This window comes from Flavobacterium aestivum, from assembly GCF_026870175.2.
Taxonomy (GTDB): domain Bacteria; phylum Bacteroidota; class Bacteroidia; order Flavobacteriales; family Flavobacteriaceae; genus Flavobacterium; species Flavobacterium aestivum.
This window is the reverse complement of sequence record NZ_CP113977.2, coordinates 3976908-3995797: the sequence shown is the minus strand read 5'-3', so window position 1 is coordinate 3995797 and position 18890 is coordinate 3976908. Positions and strand designations below refer to the sequence as shown.

Below are 18890 nucleotides of genomic sequence, written 5' to 3'. Positions count from 1 at the left end.
AGATAATAGAAAAATGTTTTTTTTCATGGGAATATTACAATTACTTTAATAAAGAATGTATTAATTCAATGTACTGTTCTTTGGCTTCATCTTGTGTAAGATGGCTAATTTGGATCCAGGCATTTGTCTTAAAAGCATTTCTTAAGTCTGAATTCTCTGAAATACTGAACTTGGTTCTGTCAAATGTAGCATGTTTATAAAAGGCATAAAGGCGTAACTGGACGTCTTGAGGTAATGATGCCTGCGTCATATTCAAAGCTATTTCAACGGCTTCTTGAAATTTTTTATCTAAATCTTTTTCAATCATTAAGGTTTTATTGCAATTATTGTTTTTCCTCCGATTGCTTTTTGGTTTAGTTCTACATTGATTGGTGTTCCTAAAGGTAAAAATACATCTACTCTTGAACCAAATTTAATAAAACCTGCGTCGGTACCTTGTACAACTTGCATTCCTTCTTGTGCATAATTTACGATACGTTTGGCCAAAGCTCCAGCAATTTGACGGTATAATATTGCTCCAAAAGTTTTGTTTTCAACTACAATTGTAGTTCTTTCATTTTCTTCACTGGCTTTTGGGTGCCAAGCTACTAAAAACTTACCAGGATGATATTTACTGAATTTTACAATTCCGCTTATGGCATAACGGGTAACATGTACATTTATAGGAGACATGAATATAGATACTTGTATTCTTTTGTCTTTGAAATATTCTCCTTCATAAACTTCTTCAATCACAACAACTTTACCATCTACTGGGGCAATGATATGATTTTCGTTTATTTCTACAGTTCTTTTTGGGTTTCTGAAAAATTGTAAAATGGTAATCAATAGTAATAAAGTTACTATTTCAATCGTCATTTTGATCCATTCTGTTTGAATGAAATGATCTGCCACTAAAAAAACGACAGCTGTAAAAACAGTGCCTAATAAAATACTTTGAGTTCCTTCTTTATGAAACATAATTTAAAATTTGATAAAATAAAAATATTATTGGTGCTACAAAGATAACACTATCTAGTCGATCTAGGATACCTCCATGACCAGGCATTATCTTTCCGCTGTCTTTTTTTCCTGCTATTCGTTTGAACTTTGATTCAATTAAATCGCCTATTGTTCCGAAAACGCCAACAATAAAGGCTATTATGAACCATATGTACATGTTTTTCTCTGGAATTTCAAGGAAATATTTTGAAATAAAATAACTTGAAATTATTGCGAAGATTATTCCTCCAATGAAACCTTCAATTGTTTTTTTAGGTGAAATTCTTTCAAATAATTTATGTTTCCCTATTGATTTCCCTACCAAAAAGGCAAAAGTATCATTAGTCCAAATTAAGATAAATATGCTAATCAGGATATTTGGATTGTAGCCTTTTATACCAAAAGGTATTTTTGTTATGATAACAAAAGGAAGGATAATATACCCGATTAAATAAGCAAACTTTGAAAAAGAATCTATTCTTTGAATTTTGTTATCGTATAAAAACACTATACACTTTAATGAGACAATTAGAGTTAAGAAAAGAACAGCTAAGTCGAAAGTGTTATTGTAACGCAAAATAAAAAAAATATCATCTGCCTTTGTTGCAATGGCTATTTTGTAAAAAAACAAATAGACCAAGTTTGCAATTACAATTGGTATAATTTTATTAATGCTTAATAAATTGCAAAATTCAATAACTGAAATAAGCAGAAAGACTCCAAATAGAATGAAAAAACTTTCTATTGAGTATACTATAGAGGCTATTAATAATATGATGTAAATAGCTCCAGATATAGACCTTTTTAGTGTTTCATTCATTTTAAAGATCTTCTAGTAGCAATAAGTAAAGATTTTTGGCAGAACTTCCATATTGTGTAAAATCTTCTTCTTTTGCTTTCTCGAAATATTTTATTGTAGTAATATTGGTAGGGTATTCTGTTAAGTATTTTTTTCGGATAGCGCTAAGGCCATCGCTTTTACCTTCAACTATCTGGCTGGTATTTGCCAAAATGATAATATTTGATGGTAATTCATTTGGTTTTTTTTGTTTGATTTGATTGGATGAAAATAATATGGATCCTTCCTCGGCTACCAAATTTTCACAAGTTGATAATAGAAATTGTGGATTTTGGGATATACCGTAAGTAAGTTTGTTTTCGTCTAGTAAACTATATAGTTTTGGTTCGTAACATAAGGCTTCACACTCAAACCAATCGTTTTCTTCCAGTATGTTTTCAAATTGTTCTTTTACTTCATTTAGATTTTCACAATATAGAAATTTACCTCCGTTTCTTTTAAAATTATAGATAAATTGCTCATCTATAGGAGAGTTAATGTCTGGAGTTGGTTTGTTACTATTGTGTCCTTTTCCCTCATCGGAAGCAGGATTATTAGTGCCAAAAAATTTACTAAAAAGACTCATATATTGTTAATCTACGTTTTGTATTTGCTGAAAACGTTCAAAGATAAAAAAATCTTAATTCAAAACAGGGTTTTGAATTAAGATTTTGAATTTTTATGTTATTTGGAAGAATTATGAAACTACTTCACCTAGGTTTTTGTCAAATGTTCTTTTGCCAAAAATAGCTTCTAAATCATCTTTAAAAATGACTTCTTTGTCAATTAAAATAGAAGCAAGTTGTTCTAGTTTGTCTTTGTTTTCTTCTAATATTGTAATTGCTCTTTGATATTGGCTTTCGATAAGATCAGAGATTTCTTTGTCAATTATCTTCGCAGTATCTTCTGAGTATGGTTTAGAAAAACTGTATTCGCTTTGTCCGGTTGAATCGTAATAAGTAACATTACCTATTTTTTCATTCAAGCCATATACAGTTACCATAGCACGAGCTTGTTTAGTTACTTTTTCTAAATCACTTAGTGCTCCTGTAGATATTCTGTCAAATGTTACTTTCTCAGCAGCTCTACCACCCATTGTAGCACACATTTCATCTAGCATTTGATCTGTGCGAACAATTAATCTTTCTTCTGGTAAATACCATGCAGCACCAAGACTTTGTCCGCGAGGAACTATGGTTACTTTAATTAATGGAGCAGCGTGTTCCAGCATCCAGCTTACTGTTGCGTGTCCAGCTTCATGAATAGCAATAGCTCTTTTTTCTTCTGGAGTAACAATTTTGTTTTTCTTTTCAAGACCTCCAACAATTCTGTCTACTGCATCTAAAAAGTCTTGTTTGTCAACAGCGTCTTTATTGTTTCTAGCGGCAATTAAAGCGGCTTCATTACAAACATTGGCAATATCAGCTCCAGAAAAACCAGGAGTTTGTTTGGCTAAAAATTCGATATCTAATCCTTCAATTTTTTTCAAAGGAGCAAGGTGTACTTTGAAAATTTCGGCTCTTTCGCGAATGTCTGGTAAGTCAACAAATATTTGTCTGTCAAAACGTCCAGCACGCATTAAGGCTTTATCAAGTACATCAGCTCTATTGGTTGCTGCCAGAACGATTACATTAGAGTTAGTACCAAAACCATCCATCTCAGTAAGAAGTTGGTTTAATGTATTTTCTCTTTCGTCATTTCCGCCAGACATATTGCTTTTACCTCTAGCTCTACCTACAGCATCAATTTCATCAATAAAAATAATGGCTGGAGATTTTTCTTTAGCTTGTTTGAATAAATCACGTACACGTGATGCACCAACACCGACAAACATTTCAACAAAATCCGAACCTGATAATGAAAAGAATGGTACTTGGGCTTCACCAGCCACTGCTTTGGCTAATAATGTTTTTCCGGTTCCAGGAGGTCCTACAAGTAAAGCTCCTTTAGGTATTTTTCCTCCTAAATTGGTGTATTTTTCAGGGTTTTTTAAGAATTCTACAATTTCTTGTATTTCTTCTTTTGCGCCTTCTAAACCAGCAACATCTTTAAACGTTGTTTTAATGTCGTTTTTCTCATCAAAAAGTTTGGCTTTAGATTTTCCGATATTGAAAATCTGGCCACCACCGCCAGCTCCACCGCCAGACATTTTTCGCATGATAAAAATCCATACTCCAATAATGATAATGATTGGTAATAGGCTAACAAAAATGTCGGTCCAATTGCTTTTTGGTAAAAAACTAAAATCTTTTAGTTTACCTTCGGCAACGGCTTTTTCTAATTTGGTCTGGAATATTTGATCATTCCCAATATCAAAAGAATAATGAGGACCTTTGTTAGGTCTGTCTAATACGTCTTTTGCTACTTTTTTATGTGCAGGATCTTTTAAGGCTTCAGCATTCAAAAATACTTCGGCTTCAGTCTTGTTGTATACAATTACTTTTTCTATTTGACCTTTTTCTAAGTATGAATTAAACTTGGAGGAGGTTAATTGTGAAGGTTCCTGAAAATTAGACCCACCAGTAATAAAACTTATAAATAAGAAAATTAATAGAATTGCTGTATAAATTAACCAAGGACTTACTTTAAATTTATTCGGATTTGGATTATTATCTTTAGCCATTAGAAGTTTGTTTCTTTAGTATTTGTTTTCGATTTTAGTGATTTTTGCATCTCCCCAAAGACTTTCGATGTTGTAATATTCGCGAATGTGTTTTTGAAATACATGCACTACAATATGAACATAATCCATTAGGACCCATTCCGCAACATCTGAACCTTCTACGTGCCAAGGTTTGTCTTTTAAATCTTTGGAAACTGTTTTTTGGATTGAGTTTACAATAGCATTTACTTGAGTATTTGAGTTACCATTGCATATTACGAAATAGTCACAAACCGCAGTGTCTATTTCTCTTAAGTCTAGAATGTCGATATCGCTTCCTTTTACTTCTTCAATCCCTTTAATGATATTCGCTAACAAAGCGTCATTATTTATAGTCTTTTTCGTCATTTATTTTTTTATATAAGTTTGTAAAGTTACCATTTTTTGTGATTATTTTTGAACCTTAACATAATATTAAATTATGTTTTACAAAAAAAGATATATGAAGCTAATCAAACTCGATGCCATAGATTCTACAAATGAGTTTCTGAAAGGATTATCAAACAAACAAGAGGTGCAAAATTTTACTGTAGTTACTGCTGAAAGTCAGTTCAAGGGGAAGGGGCAAATGGGTGCTAAATGGGGTTCTGAGTCTGGTAAGAATCTAATAATGAGTGTTTTGGTTTCTGGTTTTTTATCAGGTATTGAAGAGGTTTTTAATTTGAATGTAGTCGTTTCATTAGCTGTTATTCAAGTTTTAGAATCTTATGGTATTCCTGAATTAAGTATAAAATGGCCTAACGACATTATGTCAGCCAATAAGAAAATTGGTGGCATATTGATTGAAAATAGCATAAAAGGTGACGGTACCATTACGTCTGTGGTGGGTTTGGGTTTAAATATTAATCAAACTCAATTTGAAAATTTGCCGAGAGCTTCGTCTTTGGCGGTTATTTGTAATACAAATTTTGATAAAGAGGAAATCCTTTTGAAGATTATAGCCAAATTGGAAGAGATGATTTTGTTTTATAAAGAAAATGCTCTTTCTATTTGGAATAACTATTCTGGTAAACTGTTCAGGATAGGAATTCCAACTGCTTTTACTGATGCCAATGAACAAAAGTTTATGGGGATTATTACTGGTGTTTCTTCAATCGGGATGTTGCAAATTCAGTTAGAAGACGATAGAATTTGCGAATACAATCTTAAGGAAGTTCAGATGTTGTATTAATAGAATCAAATGAAAGTTTATGGCATTTAAGTTCAATAAAAAAGCCTTTTAGTAAATCTAAAAGGCTTTTGTTTTTTTGTTGAGTAAAGTTTTATAGCTTTGACATATTACCAGCCAAAGTCTCAATGAATTTACTGATTGGTCCTTTTACCATCATTGCCATCATGGCATTGAATTCGCCATCAAAATTCAATTTTACAGCACTTGAGCTATCTGAAACTGAATCAATATTAGCTACTAATGTAAATGGAAGTTTATCGCTAGCAGCACCCAAAACGATTTTGTTTGGAGCTACTTTCTCTTTCATTTTTAATTTTATTTCAGGCATTCCTTTTAATCCAAAAATAAAAGCATCTTCACCTATTACTTCAAATTTTGCAATGTTATCAGGCATTAATTTTTCGAAATTTTTTACATCACCCAATAAATCGAATAATTCTTGACTTGATTTTTCAACCGTAACTTTTGGACTTTCTAAGTTCATAATGATATTTAATGTTTGTTATTTTATTTATTTAAATCCAAAAATCTAAATTGGTCAACTTCAAATTTAGATGCTCCAAGTAGATGGACTTACGTTCCATTCTCTCAAAGTTTGTTCTTCATTTTCGGTAATGTATTTTTTGGCTACGGCTAGATTTAATAAGTTTTGGTAATTACTTAAAGTATATAAATCTATTTTGGCATTTTTGAAGTTCTCATCAGCAACATCAAAACCATAAGTAAATATGGCAGCCATTCCTTTTATGTTTGCTCCAGCTGCTTTCAAGCCTTCTACGGCTTGTAAACTACTGTTTCCAGTACTAATTAAATCTTCTATAATTACAACGTTTTGTCCTTTTTGTAAGAAGCCTTCTACTTGATTCTGACGACCATGTTTTTTTGGCTCTGGACGTACATAAACAAAAGGCAATCCTAAACTCTCGGCAACTAGCATACCAATTCCAATTGCTCCAGTGGCTACACCGGCAATTACATCTGGCTTACCAAATTGTTTCTCAATGTGTTTAGAAAATTCATCTCGAACATAATTTCTTATGGCTGGAAATGAAAGGATTAGACGATTATCGCAGTATATAGGCGATTTCCATCCAGAAGCCCATGTAAAAGGATTTCCTGGATTCAATTTAATTGCATTTATTTGCAAAAGCAATTCGGCTGTTTTTTCGGCAGTATCTTTATTAAAAATCATAATACAAATGTATAAAGTTTTTGTTAACGACAAACCACTTTTTTTGACAAATCAAATCTCTAAAGAGACTGATTTTCAATTATTTTTACTTGAAAGCATTGATATTAAGCAGGTTATAATAAAAATGTTTCAAAATAAAATTCAAAAAGCCTATCTCTATCATCCGGATGAAAGCGTTATTATGAAAACATTAAAAGCGAAAATTCCTGTTAATAAAGCTGGTGGAGGCTTGGTTTTTAATAAAAAAGGTGAGGTTTTATTTATTTTTAGGAACGGAAAATGGGATTTGCCTAAAGGTGGTATTGAAAAGGGAGAATTGATTGAGACTACTGCAATGCGTGAAGTAGAGGAAGAGACTGGAGTTGGAGGGTTAAAGATTGTGAAAAAACTTCAAAAAACATATCATGTTTTTAAACGTAACGGAAACTATAAATTAAAAGTTACCCATTGGTTTGAAATGCAGTCTTCTTTTGAAGGAATTCCTCAAGGACAATTAGATGAAGGTATCGAAAAAGTTGCCTGGCTTAAACCAAGTGAAATTCCAATGGCTTTGCAAAATTCATACGAAAATATTAAGCTTTTATTTGAAGAAGAAAAATTAACCTAATAGTTTGATTCTTAATTGAGCAATCGATAAACAGGGTATTGCAAATGGGCTTTTTCATAATACTTAGAATGCTTATACACCCAGTCTAATTGAGCCTCACTATTTTTTGCAAATGCTGGATCACTATTGACTTTGGTGGCTAATTCTGTTTTTAGATTAGGATTTTCTTTTAAAATTTGAGCTGCCAAGTCTTCAAAAACATATTCTGAATATCCTTCTTTTTGTTGTAAAATAGTGTCAAAAAAGTTCCAATTGAAGAAAGAGTCTACTGCTTCGGGCTCTAAGGTTTCTAATAAATATTTTACTGCTTTTTGTTCAGTAGGAAATACATAATCGCCTTTGGCAAAGGCTATTTTTTGAATAGTTGCTGTCAGCTTTGTGTTTCTATGCGGATAATGTCCTTCATAAGCTTGGCTTGAAGTTTTATAGTCGGCAATTTTATAGCTTTGTATTTCTATAATAGTATCATTTTTTAATTGGGTGTATTTACAATTATTGTTTTTCAATAAATCAATAACATTCCAATATCCTTTTGGGATAATGTATGCCTTAGGAATGGTAACTTCTTTTACTGATTTGTATTCTTTGATGTAAGGTATATTTTTTTTGTAAGGTTTTGTTCTGTCATAGAATAATCGTTGTCCAGTTGTAACTTCACTTTTTTTATAGGAAGCCTCAAATCCTGAAAACAAGAAAGTAGTAGTTTTAGAGCTGTCTATTTTCCATTCGATTGGATATTGTTTTTTGGGTTTGTATTGTTCTTCGTTTTTAGCTCTTAATTCTTTTAGTTTTTTGTAATTCGAATCCATAAAATCGATGGTAGTTACCATGTATTCATAGGTGGCTTTTACGCGATCTGCATATTTTTTTAGCATATGTGTTTCGACCACAAAGCCAATGGTGTTAAATAGTGATGTGTAACCAGTGGTGTATCTTGGAGTATCTGAAAATTGTACAAAACCATTGTCTGGAGTTTCGGTAAATGCATTGACATAAGGTGTTGTAGGGAAGTTTTTTTGTTCTAAATCTTTTACAATAAACGGCATCATTTCAGTATTCATATAATCTCCTAAAATGGTTCCCAATTTATTGTGCTGAGTCATAATGTAGGTGAGTTTGTATTGATAATCAGATCCATTACTCACATGGTTATCTATAAAAACGTCCGGGTTTATTTTTTGAAATATTGAGACAAAACTTTTGGTATTTCGGGTGTCTGATTTGATCATATCCCGATTCAAATCATAATTTCTGGCATTTCCTCGAAAACCATATTCTTCTGGACCTTCCTGATTAACTCTTGATGTTGAATTTCTATTCAAAGCCCCTCCAATATTGTAAATTGGGATAGTTACGATTACGGTGTTTTTTGGGATTTTAATTTTGCCTAGAGCTAAATCTCGAAATAATTGCATGGTTGCATCTATTCCGTCTGGTTCACCTGCATGTATGCCATTATTGACAAGTAATACCGCTTTGTTTTTTTGGATAGCCCCAAAATCGAATTTTTTCTCTGGGTTAAAAGTGATCATGTATAAGGATTCACCGCTATCTGTGGCTCCCATTTTCTCCATTTTGATGGTTGGGAAATCATGTGCCAAAAGTGTATAATATGACATGGTTTCTTGGTAATTAGCCGATTGATTTCCATTTCCTTTTTCGAAAAAAGTATCGTATTTATTTTTATTTTGGGCAAAAAGCGAAACCGTAATCAATAGAAAATAAAAGTGTATTAGTTTCATAAGGCTAATTTTAATGTATGGGTTTCAAATGTAATTAATTTTGGATTAAATTTTTAAGTAGGTACTAAGATTCTAAGTGACTAAGTTTTAAGTAGACAATTTTAAAAAGAGTAGAATAATTATCTTGAAAATAAAGAGTTAATATGCAGGTGTTTATATAAAGGAAGTGAATTTTTTCTTCTTTAGCTGAGAATCTTTGGGACTTAGTTGCTTAGTACCTGAATTAGAGTGTAGGATAGTTATAGTAATTTTAAATTTACTTTTTACTGACTTCTAAAAAATGAATATTGAACACTTTTTTTAAGCTACCTTTGCAAAATGAATAAAAAACACCATTCCAACAATATACTTTTGAATTTAGGTATCGAAAGCCTAAACGAAATGCAAGTAGTCGCCCAAGATGCTATCTTGAATGATAATAATGTTTTATTGCTTTCTCCAACAGGATCCGGAAAAACATTAGCATTCTTACTGCCTATTTTAGAAATGTTACAACCCGAAATCTTATCGGTTCAATGTTTAATTTTGGTTCCATCACGCGAACTGGGATTACAAATTGAGCAAGTTTGGAAAAAAATGGGTACAGATTATAAGGTAAATGTGTGCTATGGCGGGCATTCTATCGATACTGAAATTAAGAATTTGAGTAATCCTCCAGCTGTTTTAATAGGAACTCCAGGAAGAATTGCAGATCATATAGATAGAGGAACTTTTAGATTAGATAAAATTCAAACCCTAATTCTTGATGAATTTGATAAATCATTGCAATTGGGTTTTCATGAGCAAATGTCTTTTATCATTGGTAAATTGACCAAACTCAATAAACGTATTCTGGTTTCAGCCACTTCTGATATTGAGATTCCAAAATATACCAGAGTTGTTAATCCTACAGTTTTGGATTTTATTCCAACCGAAGAAGAACAAGAAAGTAATTTGACTACCAAGATGGTAGTATCGAAAGAGAAAGATAAACTGGGAAGTTTATTCAACCTGATTTGTTCTTTAAAATCCCAATCGGCTATTATTTTCTGTAATCATAGAGATGCTGCAGAGCGCATCAGTGATACCTTAAATGAAAAAGGTATTTATGCAACGTATTATCATGGCGGTATGGATCAAGATGAGCGTGAACGCTCGCTAATTCAATTTCGTAATGGAAGTATGAGTTATTTAATCACAACGGATCTTGCAGCACGTGGACTTGATATTCCCGAAATGAAACATGTAATTCATTATCATTTGCCTTTGAAGGAAGATGAATTCACCCACAGAAATGGTCGTACAGCTCGTATGTTAGCATCTGGAACGGCTTATGTTATTGCTCACGAAAGTGAGAAAAAAATGGAATATCTGGATTACGGAATGGAAGTGTTTAATGTAGAAAATACGACTTCATTGCCAAAGCCACCCGAGTTTCAGACCATTTATATTAGTGGTGGAAAGAAAAATAAATTGAATAAAATTGATATTGTAGGTTTCTTTTCTCAAAAAGGAAAATTAGAAAAAGGCGATCTGGGATTAATAGAAGTAAAAGATTTTATCTCATTTGCAGCTGTAAAATTCAGTAAGGTCAAAGGTTTGCTTCATGCCATAAAAGATGAAAAAATGAAAGGAAAGAAGTTTAAAATTGAAGTGGCTAGAAAGGTGATTAAGAAGGAGGAAGAGTAGTTTGCAGTTTGCAGTTTGCAGATTTCAGAAAACAGACTTCAGAATTATAAAAACAAAAACGTCTTGAGAAATCAAGACGTTTTTGTTTTTATGCAAACTGCAAACCGTGTTATTATTGTGGTATGCTAATTTAGTTTACAAACAAAATAGTTAATTTAATGTTGATAAATAATTGTCGTAAAAAGAGAGTTGTTTTTTATTATTAGTATGTTTGCCCCAAATACTTACCTACAAAGTATATCATTAAACCTCAAATTAATTATGAAAAAAATTATTGCGATTGCGATTATGTTTATTAGTTCTGTTGGCTTTAGCCAAATTAAAGTTGTTGAAACTGTACCTGTTGAGAAATTAGGAAGAGTAAATAATAATTTTTATGTTCAAAAAATTGGAGATGAGTTTACCTTTTTCTATACAACTGTTCAAAGCGAGGATGAAGAGCCATCTTTAAAGGCTTTTACATTCAAGAATATTGATAATGCTTATCAAAGCCTTTACGGTATTATATCAAACGGATTTAATGCAAACCCTTTGAATGATGTAAAATTAGAATTGCCTAATAATTTTGTTTGGTTGCATTATATTCCCAATTCAGATAAAAAGACAACTGTACAATTTATGGTTTCTAATAAAGCTGCTAATTCAACTAATGTTTCTGAGCCTTTATCAAGAGAGCAAGTTGAAAAATTATTTCAAAAAAGTTAATAAGCTTGATTTTAAAACAAAAAAGTCCCGATTTAATCGGGACTTTTTTGTTTTAAATAAGTTGAGAATTATATTTTCTTAACGTATTGTGTAATAATTACGATTTGTTGTCCATCTACTTTTCCTTCAATGTATTCTGCATTTTCGTGGTCTAATCGGATGTTGCGTACAGATGTTCCTTGTTTGGCAACCATACTGGATCCTTTTACTTTTAGATCTTTGATTAATACAACTGAGTCTCCATGTGACAAAATAACTCCGTTAACATCACGGTGTATGATTTTGTTTTCATCATCTTCACCTTCTCCTGTGGCTTGTGCCCATTCAAGAGTGTCTTCGTCCAAATACATTTGTTCCAACAATTCTTGAGGCCAACCATTTTTGCGTAAACGGCTTAACATTCTCCAAGCAACAACTTGTACCGGAATGTGTTCGCTCCACATACTGTCATTCAAACATCTCCAGTGGTTTAGGTCTTCATGTCCTGGGTTTTCGATTTGATCGATACAAGTAGGACAAGCAAAGATACTTTCGTCTAATCCTCCTTTTTTGGTAGGAAGTACTTGGTATTCTTTTAGGTTTTCGGTGGCAGCACATAGTTCACATTGTGAACCGCTGCGTTTATTTAATTCTCTTTCGAAGCTCATTATAATTTGTGTATTTTTTAGGTTGCAAAATTACGCTTAAATGGTAGGTTTTACAAGTTTATGTTTTGGGTTATTGGGTATTGAGTTTTATTGTTTGTTTTGATTATCTTCATCTGCGGAATCAAAAAGAGAGGAGCGAAGATTATTGATAATCTTACTTATCCAGTTTTACTCTTACTGCTTCTGGAACAAGCATTTGGTATTCACCATGATTTCGGATTACGTCTCTTACAATACTTGAACTGATGTATGAAGTTCGTGCTGCGGTCAATAAAAACACAGTTTCTATTTTAGATAATCGTCTGTTGGTGTGTGCAATGGCTTTTTCGAATTCAAAATCGGCAGGGTTACGTAGGCCTCTTAGAATAAAATCGGCCTTAATTCGGTGGCATAAGTCGATAGTTAGCCCTTCGTAAGTGATAACTGTAACTTTGGGTTCGTCTTTGAAAGTTTCTTCGATGAATTTTTTTCTTTCATCAAGTGTAAACATGTATTTCTTTTCGGCGTTGACTCCAATAGCAATTACAATTTCATCAAACAATGGAATGGCTCTTTTGATGATGTCTTCGTGTCCTAAAGTGATAGGATCAAAAGATCCAGGGAATATGGCTTTTTTCATATATGATATTTTTTTATCGGAATAGGGTATCGCCATTTTTATTACTAATTTTTGATTAGGAATCATGGTGATTTTATTTTTAAAGTTTATTGATTTGATTTTCAATTCTTTTGTCAGGGATGATCCAGATCAATGCTACAAAAATATACAGGATTCCTGAGATTATGGGCGATACAAATGCAAGCGGAATAGCCGAGGTATAGCAGACCATAGATAATTTTCCTTTATTGTCTTTTTTTACCGCATGATGTAAAACTGATTCCTTGCCTTCCAGCTTTATAATTTTATTTTGTAGTAATATGTATGAAACACCACACATTAATAAAATGAAACCATAACAGGCAATGGGAATTGTTGCAAATGAATGTTCTCCCATCCAACTTGTGGCAAACGGAATTAAGGATAGCCAAAACAATAACATAGTGTTATACCACAGTACCGAACCATCTATTTTTTTGACCACTTGAAACATGTGGTGGTGGTTGTTCCAATAAATTCCCACATATATAAAACTCAAAACATAACTCAAACAAACAGGAATCAGAGGAATTAAACTCTCGAAAGTTGGTTGTTCCGGAGCTTTGATCTCCAGAACCATGATCGTGATAATTATGGCCATGACACCATCGCTAAAGGCTTCGATTCTGCTTTTGTTCATTTCTTTTGAGATTTTAAGATTCTAAGTGTCTGAGATACTAAGTTGCTTAGAAATTTAGTATCTCAGAATCTCAGCAACTTAATTAAGGGCTAACTCAATAGCATTGGTGAATAGATCTTCTAATGAAATTCCGGCAGCTCTGGCTTGTTGCGGGATTAAACTTTCGGTAGTAAGACCCGGAATAGTATTCATTTCAAGCATGTGTGGTTCTCCGTCTACAATAATGAATTCGCTTCTGGAGAATCCTTTCATTTTAAGTACTTCGTAGGCGCGTTTTGCAATTTCTCCTATTTTTTGGGTCATTTCATCCGAAATTCTTGCCGGTGTGATTTCTTGAGATTTACCTTGGTATTTGGCTTCATAATCAAAGAAATCATTCTCAGATACGATTTCGGTTATAGGTAATACCGTGATGGTTCCTTTGTAATTGATTACTCCAACAGAAACTTCGGTACCATCAAGGAAACTTTCTATGATGATTTCGTTGTCTTCTTTGTAGGCTACTTCTATGGCGATTGGCAATTCAGAAGCGGTTTTTACTTTTGAAATTCCAAAGCTAGATCCGGCTTTGTTTGGTTTTACGAAACAAGGTAAACCTAATTTTTTTACAATTTCATCTGTATTGATGATATCTCCTTTGTTTAGGTAATAGGAAGTGGCAGTTTTTATTCCGTATGGTTTTAATACCGATAATAAATCACGTTTGTTGAAGGTTAATGCGGATTGATAATAATCGCAGGAAGTTTGCGGAATGTTTAATAACTCGAAATAGGCTTGCATTAATCCATCTTCACCCGGTGTTCCGTGAATGGCATTGAAAACGCAGTCAAAACTAATTTTTTCACCGTTTACCTGTACCGAAAAATCATTCTTGTCAATTGGGAATTCAGTATCATTTGCATCTACATACACCCATTTTTCTTTAAAGATATGGATGCGAAAGGCTTTGTATTTAGTTTTGTCAAGAAACTGGTAAACTACGTTTCCGCTAATCAATGATATTTTGTATTCACTTGAATAGCCGCCCATGATGATGGCAATGTTTTTCATAATTTTTTGTTTTAAAGTATTCTGAATTCTATTGGGTATTTTATTTTGTTTTTGGTGCCTAACAGGTTTTCTTTAAGCTGTTTATTTTATATAATGTGATATCGAAGTCTGTGTTTGTAATTTAATCTTGTTATGAAAATGAATTCCCTAGCCCTAATGGAAGCGGTTTCCTTTTGTGAAAAAAAACTAATTTTTATTAGTAGAAAAGAGCGACCAAAGGAAGCTCCTTTTATGCTTTAGAAAAATGTTTTTTTGAGCAAAAGATACAAGCGTACAGCAGGAATAGCTCCTTCCTTGTGTGATACTCGGAAGGACAAATACTATTAAACAAAATTATCATTTTTTTTGAAACGAAAAGCTTTATCTTTGCGGGAAATAAAAATATTTATGAGCTTAAAAAAATATCTTACGAGTCGTGTATTTTTTGGACAAGTAGCCCTTGCGCTTGTTATTATTGCAGTTTTAGGTTATTTATTCATGCATTGGTTGACATTTACGACAGACCATGGACATGAAATTGCTGTTCCTGATTTGAGAAAATTGACTGAGGAGCAAGTAGAAGAAAAGTTGGATGAATTGGATTTGGATTACGAGCTTTTGGATAGTGTGGATTTTAGAGGAGATTATCCAAAATTTAGTGTTGTAGAACAAGATCCTATGCCTGGAACAAAGGTAAAAGTAGGTAGAAAAGTATATATTAAGATAAATTCATCTGGATTTTCGTCTGTGCGAATTCCGGATTTAATTGATAAAACATATCGTGAGGCAGTGCCAACGCTTAAGGCTTTGGGACTAGAAGAAGGAACGATTACGTATGTTCCTAATTTAGGAAAAGACATGGTCTTGGAAATGCGTTATAAAGGAAGAAATTTAAAAGTAGGAGACAGAGTCCTAAAAGCATCCAAAATTGATTTGGTTTTAGGTGATGGAAAAGAGAGTTATCAGGAAGAAGAAGAAGTAGTGGACAGTACAGCTGCCCCTGCACAAGAAACACCAACAAATGAACAATAATAGTGAACCATTAGAATTAGACGAAGAATTATTTGAACATTTTAGATTTGAAGTTCCTAAAGGACAGGCTTCTTTACGAATTGACAAATATTTAATGAGTCTGATTCAAAACGCCACAAGAAATAAAATACAGAACGCTGCTACGGGAGGGAATATTTTTGTGAATGATGTGCCCGTAAAATCAAATTACAAAGTTAAAGCTTTTGATGTGGTGCAAGTGATGTTGTCGCATCCGCCTTTTGAAAATAGAGTAGACCCAGAGGATATTCCGCTGGATATAGTATATGAGGATGATGCTCTTTTGCTCATCAACAAGCCTGCTGGATTAGTGGTACATCCCGGTCATGGGAATTATACTGGGACTTTGGTGAATGCATTGGCATTTCATTTTGAGAGTTTGCCTATGAACAGTAGCGAACGTCCAGGTTTGGTACATAGGATTGATAAAGATACTTCAGGCTTATTGGTTATTGCCAAAACCGAGGCTGCTATGACCCATTTAGCCAAACAATTTGAAGCAAAAACATCTGAAAGAGAATATATTGCTTTAGTTTGGGGGAATGTTGCACAAGATGAAGGAACTATTGAAGGGAACTTAGCCAGACACTTAAAAGATCGTATGCAAATGGCTGTTTTTGCAGATCCAGAAATAGGGAAACCAGCAATTACACATTATAAAGTTCTGGAGCGTTTTGGATATGTAACTTTGATTTCATGCCGATTGGAAACAGGAAGAACCCACCAGATTCGTGCCCACATGAAGCATATTGGTCATCCGCTTTTTAATGATGAGCGTTATGGTGGTCACTTGATTTTGAAAGGAACAACCTTTACCAAATACAAACAGTTTATCGAGAACTGTTTCAAAGCTTTGCCACGTCAGGCGCTGCATGCTAAAACACTAGGTTTTGTTCATCCTACTACTGGAGAAATGATGCGTTTTGATACTGAATTGCCTCAGGATTTTCAGGATTGTATCGAGAAATGGAGAGGATATTCTAAATCTCATCATGCTGAAGAAGACTAGAAATAAAATAAAAAAGCCCCAATTTGGGGCTTTTTTTATTTTCTTAACCATCCTAGGATTCGATCATTATCAATTTTCCAATTTCCAATTTCCTTTTTAAGTAAATAGGTTTCTCTGGATTTGCCAAATGGACCTGGATTTTGCTGAATGATTTCTATTTCATTATCTGTTACTTTTGATATAATGGCTACGTGCCCGAATCTATTAAAAATGGTTCCTGATAATACGATTAGATCTTCAACTTTGGGTTTTGATTTACTTGGATTATGGTATTGAATTAAATCTCGTTTTTGATTTTTTGCGCCATCTGAAAGTTCATCATCGTAAAAGTCTTTTGCATGCCCATAACTATCAGGCATCTTGTGATGGAAACGCTCATAATAATAGCGTTTTACAAATTCGACACATTGATATTTAAGCCCAAGGTTGTAATTGTCTTTTGTAAGCGTACGCTCAGAAACATTGTCGACACCGCCATTATAATATACCTTGACCCCGTTTAGACTATCGAGAGGCTGACCGATAGTATAAGCTGTATTAAAGTTGAATTTTTTGAAAGCCCAAATGCCAGAAAAACAGAAAGCAATGCATATTATTATAATGTAATAAGATCGTTTAATTTTCATTTTGTCTTTAGATTTATTTCATTGGGAAATTAGCTTCGAAAGTTTTGAATCGGTTGTCTAAATCTTGGACTAATTGTTTTTTGACCTTAGCATCTTGGATAAAACTATAATCGATACTGTTATAAACGAATTGTTTGATATCTGTATATGAAATGGTTTTATATCTTTTGGCCAATAGAACGTACTGTTCTGTCATGTTCGTTCGTAATATTCCGGCATCATCTGTACTAATGACAATTGGTACTCCAAATTCTTTGTATAACGTAATAGGATGACGGTTTTCTTTTATTTTTAAAATAAACTCATTACTGGCAAGATTTATTTCGACCGGAATGTTATTCTTAGCCATATATCGCATCAAATCATAGCTTTTTTCTTCGTAAGCCATATCAACTCCATGACCAATTCTATTGGCACCAGCGGTATAAACGGCTGCGTTGATATGCCAGGTCAACTCTTCTGGTTGAACCAATCCCAGTGTAAGTTCACCGGCATGCAAAGTGTATTTTACTTTTGGAAAACGGCTATGGCAATATTTGAACATAACCATGTGTAACCAATAATCTTTCATGGAGGTTTCACCATCTTCGGGAGAAACGATATTCACTCCTGCCATTAGCGGACTGTTATCAGCCGATATAAAAGCGACTACCAGATTCTTGAATAAATCTACTGGTTCCATGAAGCGCAAAACATAATTCTGGTAACGCATCGTGAATTGTTTATCATCCATTTTAAGGTCTTTGTGCATTTTGGCAACAAAGTTGGAGTTAAAATCATTGGCGTATTTTTTTGCTTCTTTTTGAATGAAAACCCCATACAAAGAGTCCAAAGATTGCATAACGGCTTTTTCGTTTTTACTTGCCGCCATTTGTCTCAATCGGGTATTGTATTTGGCTAAGTCATTTGTTTCTATCGCACAAGGAATTGTAGATAGTTGTGTTTCAATATAACTTACATTTTCCTTAATGGCTCTATTTTTTAACTCCAATAAACCAGCTTCAAAGTTGTTTTTTATGGCGGGTTCAAACTTCATAAAAGATTCAAAAAACAATTTATCCGATGGGTAATCGACATTGTTATAGTCTTTGACAGACCATTTTTGCATTATTTTTTGTTTGTAAGCGTCTAATTCTCCGTTGTTTTTCAAGGTCGAAAATAATACCCAGTCACCAGCAGTTTGTTTTTCTTTACTAACTGTCATGGTTTGAGTGTTGAGGTAGTAATCTTCGGCAATGGCGTGAGCTAATAAAGGTTCGGAATAAATAGAACCGGAATAGTGGTGGTGTAAATCACCTCCTTTGGGCATTTGAGCAAAAAAAGCGGTTAGTTCAGCTTCGTTATTTCTAATTTTTTCAAAATACTGATCAGCTGATTGGGAATATCCTACTTGGAATAAAATGTAGGAAAGGAATGTGAAAAATATCTTCATTGTATAAATTTCATTCAAATATAGTAGAATTTAAAATGAAATAAAAATTGGAAAATTTAATTTTTTTTCACCTACCACTAATTAGGCGGGTTTTAACAAATTGTTTAGAAAAATTAACACCGACCAAAAGTGCGATAGCGAACAGGTGAAGTAATTTAAATAAAGTTGATTACTTTGATGAATAGTATGTAAATAAATACTACACGTAAGTAAAATCTTTTGAAAATCTGCGTGCTAAAAAATTTTCACGCAGA

At 33.1% G+C, this 18890-nt stretch carries 21 protein-coding genes; 6 read left to right on the top strand and 15 right to left on the bottom strand.

Translation table 11 applies throughout. The annotated features are described in order from the left end of the window. Positions 1–40 precede the first annotated feature (40 nt). From OZP08_RS16920 to rsfS, 6 genes are all read right to left on the bottom strand, one after another. Entirely contained in the window at positions 41–307 is a 267-nt protein-coding gene (locus OZP08_RS16920; RefSeq protein ID WP_268847278.1) for an acyl-CoA-binding protein, read from the bottom strand. Further along, positions 307–960, bottom strand: coding sequence for a phosphatidylserine decarboxylase family protein (locus tag OZP08_RS16915; protein WP_281322407.1), 654 nt, complete (start codon positions 958–960; stop codon positions 307–309). The genes OZP08_RS16920 and OZP08_RS16915 overlap by 1 nt, the downstream gene beginning before the upstream one ends. Next, positions 950–1801, bottom strand: coding sequence for a phosphatidate cytidylyltransferase (locus OZP08_RS16910; protein WP_281322406.1), 852 nt, complete (start codon positions 1799–1801; stop codon positions 950–952). Before OZP08_RS16910 ends, OZP08_RS16915 begins: the two co-directional genes overlap by 11 nt. A 1-nt stretch (position 1802) precedes the next feature. Beyond that, positions 1803–2405 carry an LUD domain-containing protein gene (locus OZP08_RS16905; RefSeq protein WP_281322405.1) on the bottom strand — a complete coding sequence of 201 codons (603 nt, stop codon included), beginning with the start codon at positions 2403–2405 and terminating at the stop codon, positions 1803–1805. Positions 2406–2516: 111 nt separating this feature from the next. Then, on the bottom strand, positions 2517–4442 hold the full coding sequence (ftsH, locus tag OZP08_RS16900; protein WP_281322404.1) for an ATP-dependent zinc metalloprotease FtsH: 1926 nt from the start codon (positions 4440–4442) through the stop codon (positions 2517–2519). Positions 4443–4457: 15 nt separating this feature from the next. Continuing rightward, on the bottom strand, positions 4458–4829 hold the full coding sequence (gene rsfS / locus OZP08_RS16895) for a ribosome silencing factor (protein WP_268847276.1): 372 nt from the start codon (positions 4827–4829) through the stop codon (positions 4458–4460). Positions 4830–4923: 94 nt separating this feature from the next. Here rsfS and OZP08_RS16890 point away from each other — a divergent pair, with 94 nt between their 5' ends. Continuing rightward, positions 4924–5652 (top strand): biotin--[acetyl-CoA-carboxylase] ligase, encoded by a 729-nt coding sequence (locus tag OZP08_RS16890; protein WP_281322403.1) that lies wholly within the window; start codon positions 4924–4926, stop codon positions 5650–5652. 91 nt (positions 5653–5743) lie between these two features. On the opposite strand, the gene OZP08_RS16885 is transcribed toward OZP08_RS16890, so the two are convergent. Together OZP08_RS16885 and pyrE are read right to left on the bottom strand one after the other, a co-directional pair. After that, the gene (locus OZP08_RS16885; protein WP_268847275.1) at positions 5744–6136 is read right to left on the bottom strand and encodes an SRPBCC family protein; all 393 of its coding nucleotides are present in this window, start codon (positions 6134–6136) and stop codon (positions 5744–5746) included. Between the two features lie 66 nt (positions 6137–6202). After that, complete coding sequence (gene pyrE / locus OZP08_RS16880) at positions 6203–6844, bottom strand: orotate phosphoribosyltransferase (RefSeq protein WP_268847274.1); 642 nt, start codon at positions 6842–6844, stop codon at positions 6203–6205. A gap of 7 nt (positions 6845–6851) precedes the next feature. Between pyrE and OZP08_RS16875 the strand changes: the two genes are divergently transcribed. Then, positions 6852–7451: an NUDIX hydrolase gene (locus OZP08_RS16875; RefSeq protein WP_268847273.1), complete on the top strand. Its 600-nt coding sequence runs from the start codon at positions 6852–6854 to the stop codon at positions 7449–7451. 11 nt (positions 7452–7462) lie between these two features. Here the strand turns inward: OZP08_RS16875 and OZP08_RS16870 are convergent, their stop codons facing one another. After that, positions 7463–9193, bottom strand: a complete 1731-nt coding sequence (locus OZP08_RS16870) for a M14 family metallopeptidase (protein ID WP_281322402.1) — start codon at positions 9191–9193, stop codon at positions 7463–7465. A 318-nt stretch (positions 9194–9511) separates the two neighbouring features. On the opposite strand from OZP08_RS16870, the gene OZP08_RS16865 reads away from it, so the two are divergent. Next, entirely contained in the window at positions 9512–10861 is a 1350-nt protein-coding gene (locus tag OZP08_RS16865) for a DEAD/DEAH box helicase (protein ID WP_268847271.1), read from the top strand. 261 nt (positions 10862–11122) lie between these two features. Beyond that, positions 11123–11566 (top strand): hypothetical protein, encoded by a 444-nt coding sequence (locus OZP08_RS16860; protein WP_268847270.1) that lies wholly within the window; start codon positions 11123–11125, stop codon positions 11564–11566. A gap of 68 nt (positions 11567–11634) precedes the next feature. Here OZP08_RS16860 and OZP08_RS16855 read toward each other — a convergent pair whose 3' ends face one another. From OZP08_RS16855 to OZP08_RS16840, 4 genes are all read right to left on the bottom strand, one after another. Then, on the bottom strand, positions 11635–12213 hold the full coding sequence (locus OZP08_RS16855; RefSeq protein WP_268847269.1) for a PhnA domain-containing protein: 579 nt from the start codon (positions 12211–12213) through the stop codon (positions 11635–11637). Between the two features lie 154 nt (positions 12214–12367). Beyond that, positions 12368–12832 (bottom strand): pantetheine-phosphate adenylyltransferase, encoded by a 465-nt coding sequence (gene coaD, locus OZP08_RS16850; RefSeq protein WP_268847268.1) that lies wholly within the window; start codon positions 12830–12832, stop codon positions 12368–12370. Positions 12833–12911: 79 nt separating this feature from the next. Beyond that, entirely contained in the window at positions 12912–13490 is a 579-nt protein-coding gene (locus OZP08_RS16845) for a TMEM175 family protein (RefSeq protein WP_268847267.1), read from the bottom strand. Positions 13491–13568: 78 nt separating this feature from the next. After that, entirely contained in the window at positions 13569–14540 is a 972-nt protein-coding gene (locus OZP08_RS16840; protein ID WP_268847266.1) for a D-alanine--D-alanine ligase, read from the bottom strand. A gap of 387 nt (positions 14541–14927) precedes the next feature. On the opposite strand from OZP08_RS16840, the gene OZP08_RS16835 reads away from it, so the two are divergent. Both OZP08_RS16835 and OZP08_RS16830 read left to right on the top strand, forming a co-directional pair. Beyond that, entirely contained in the window at positions 14928–15551 is a 624-nt protein-coding gene (locus OZP08_RS16835) for a PASTA domain-containing protein (protein ID WP_281322401.1), read from the top strand. Then, positions 15541–16578, top strand: a complete 1038-nt coding sequence (locus tag OZP08_RS16830; RefSeq protein WP_268847265.1) for an RluA family pseudouridine synthase — start codon at positions 15541–15543, stop codon at positions 16576–16578. Before OZP08_RS16835 ends, OZP08_RS16830 begins: the two co-directional genes overlap by 11 nt. Positions 16579–16613: 35 nt before the next feature. Here the strand turns inward: OZP08_RS16830 and OZP08_RS16825 are convergent, their stop codons facing one another. Both OZP08_RS16825 and OZP08_RS16820 read right to left on the bottom strand, forming a co-directional pair. Continuing rightward, the gene (locus OZP08_RS16825; RefSeq protein ID WP_268847264.1) at positions 16614–17204 is read right to left on the bottom strand and encodes a CHAP domain-containing protein; all 591 of its coding nucleotides are present in this window, start codon (positions 17202–17204) and stop codon (positions 16614–16616) included. 13 nt (positions 17205–17217) lie between these two features. Further along, positions 17218–18636 (bottom strand): amidohydrolase family protein, encoded by a 1419-nt coding sequence (locus OZP08_RS16820; RefSeq protein WP_268847263.1) that lies wholly within the window; start codon positions 18634–18636, stop codon positions 17218–17220. Positions 18637–18890: the final 254 nt, after the last annotated feature.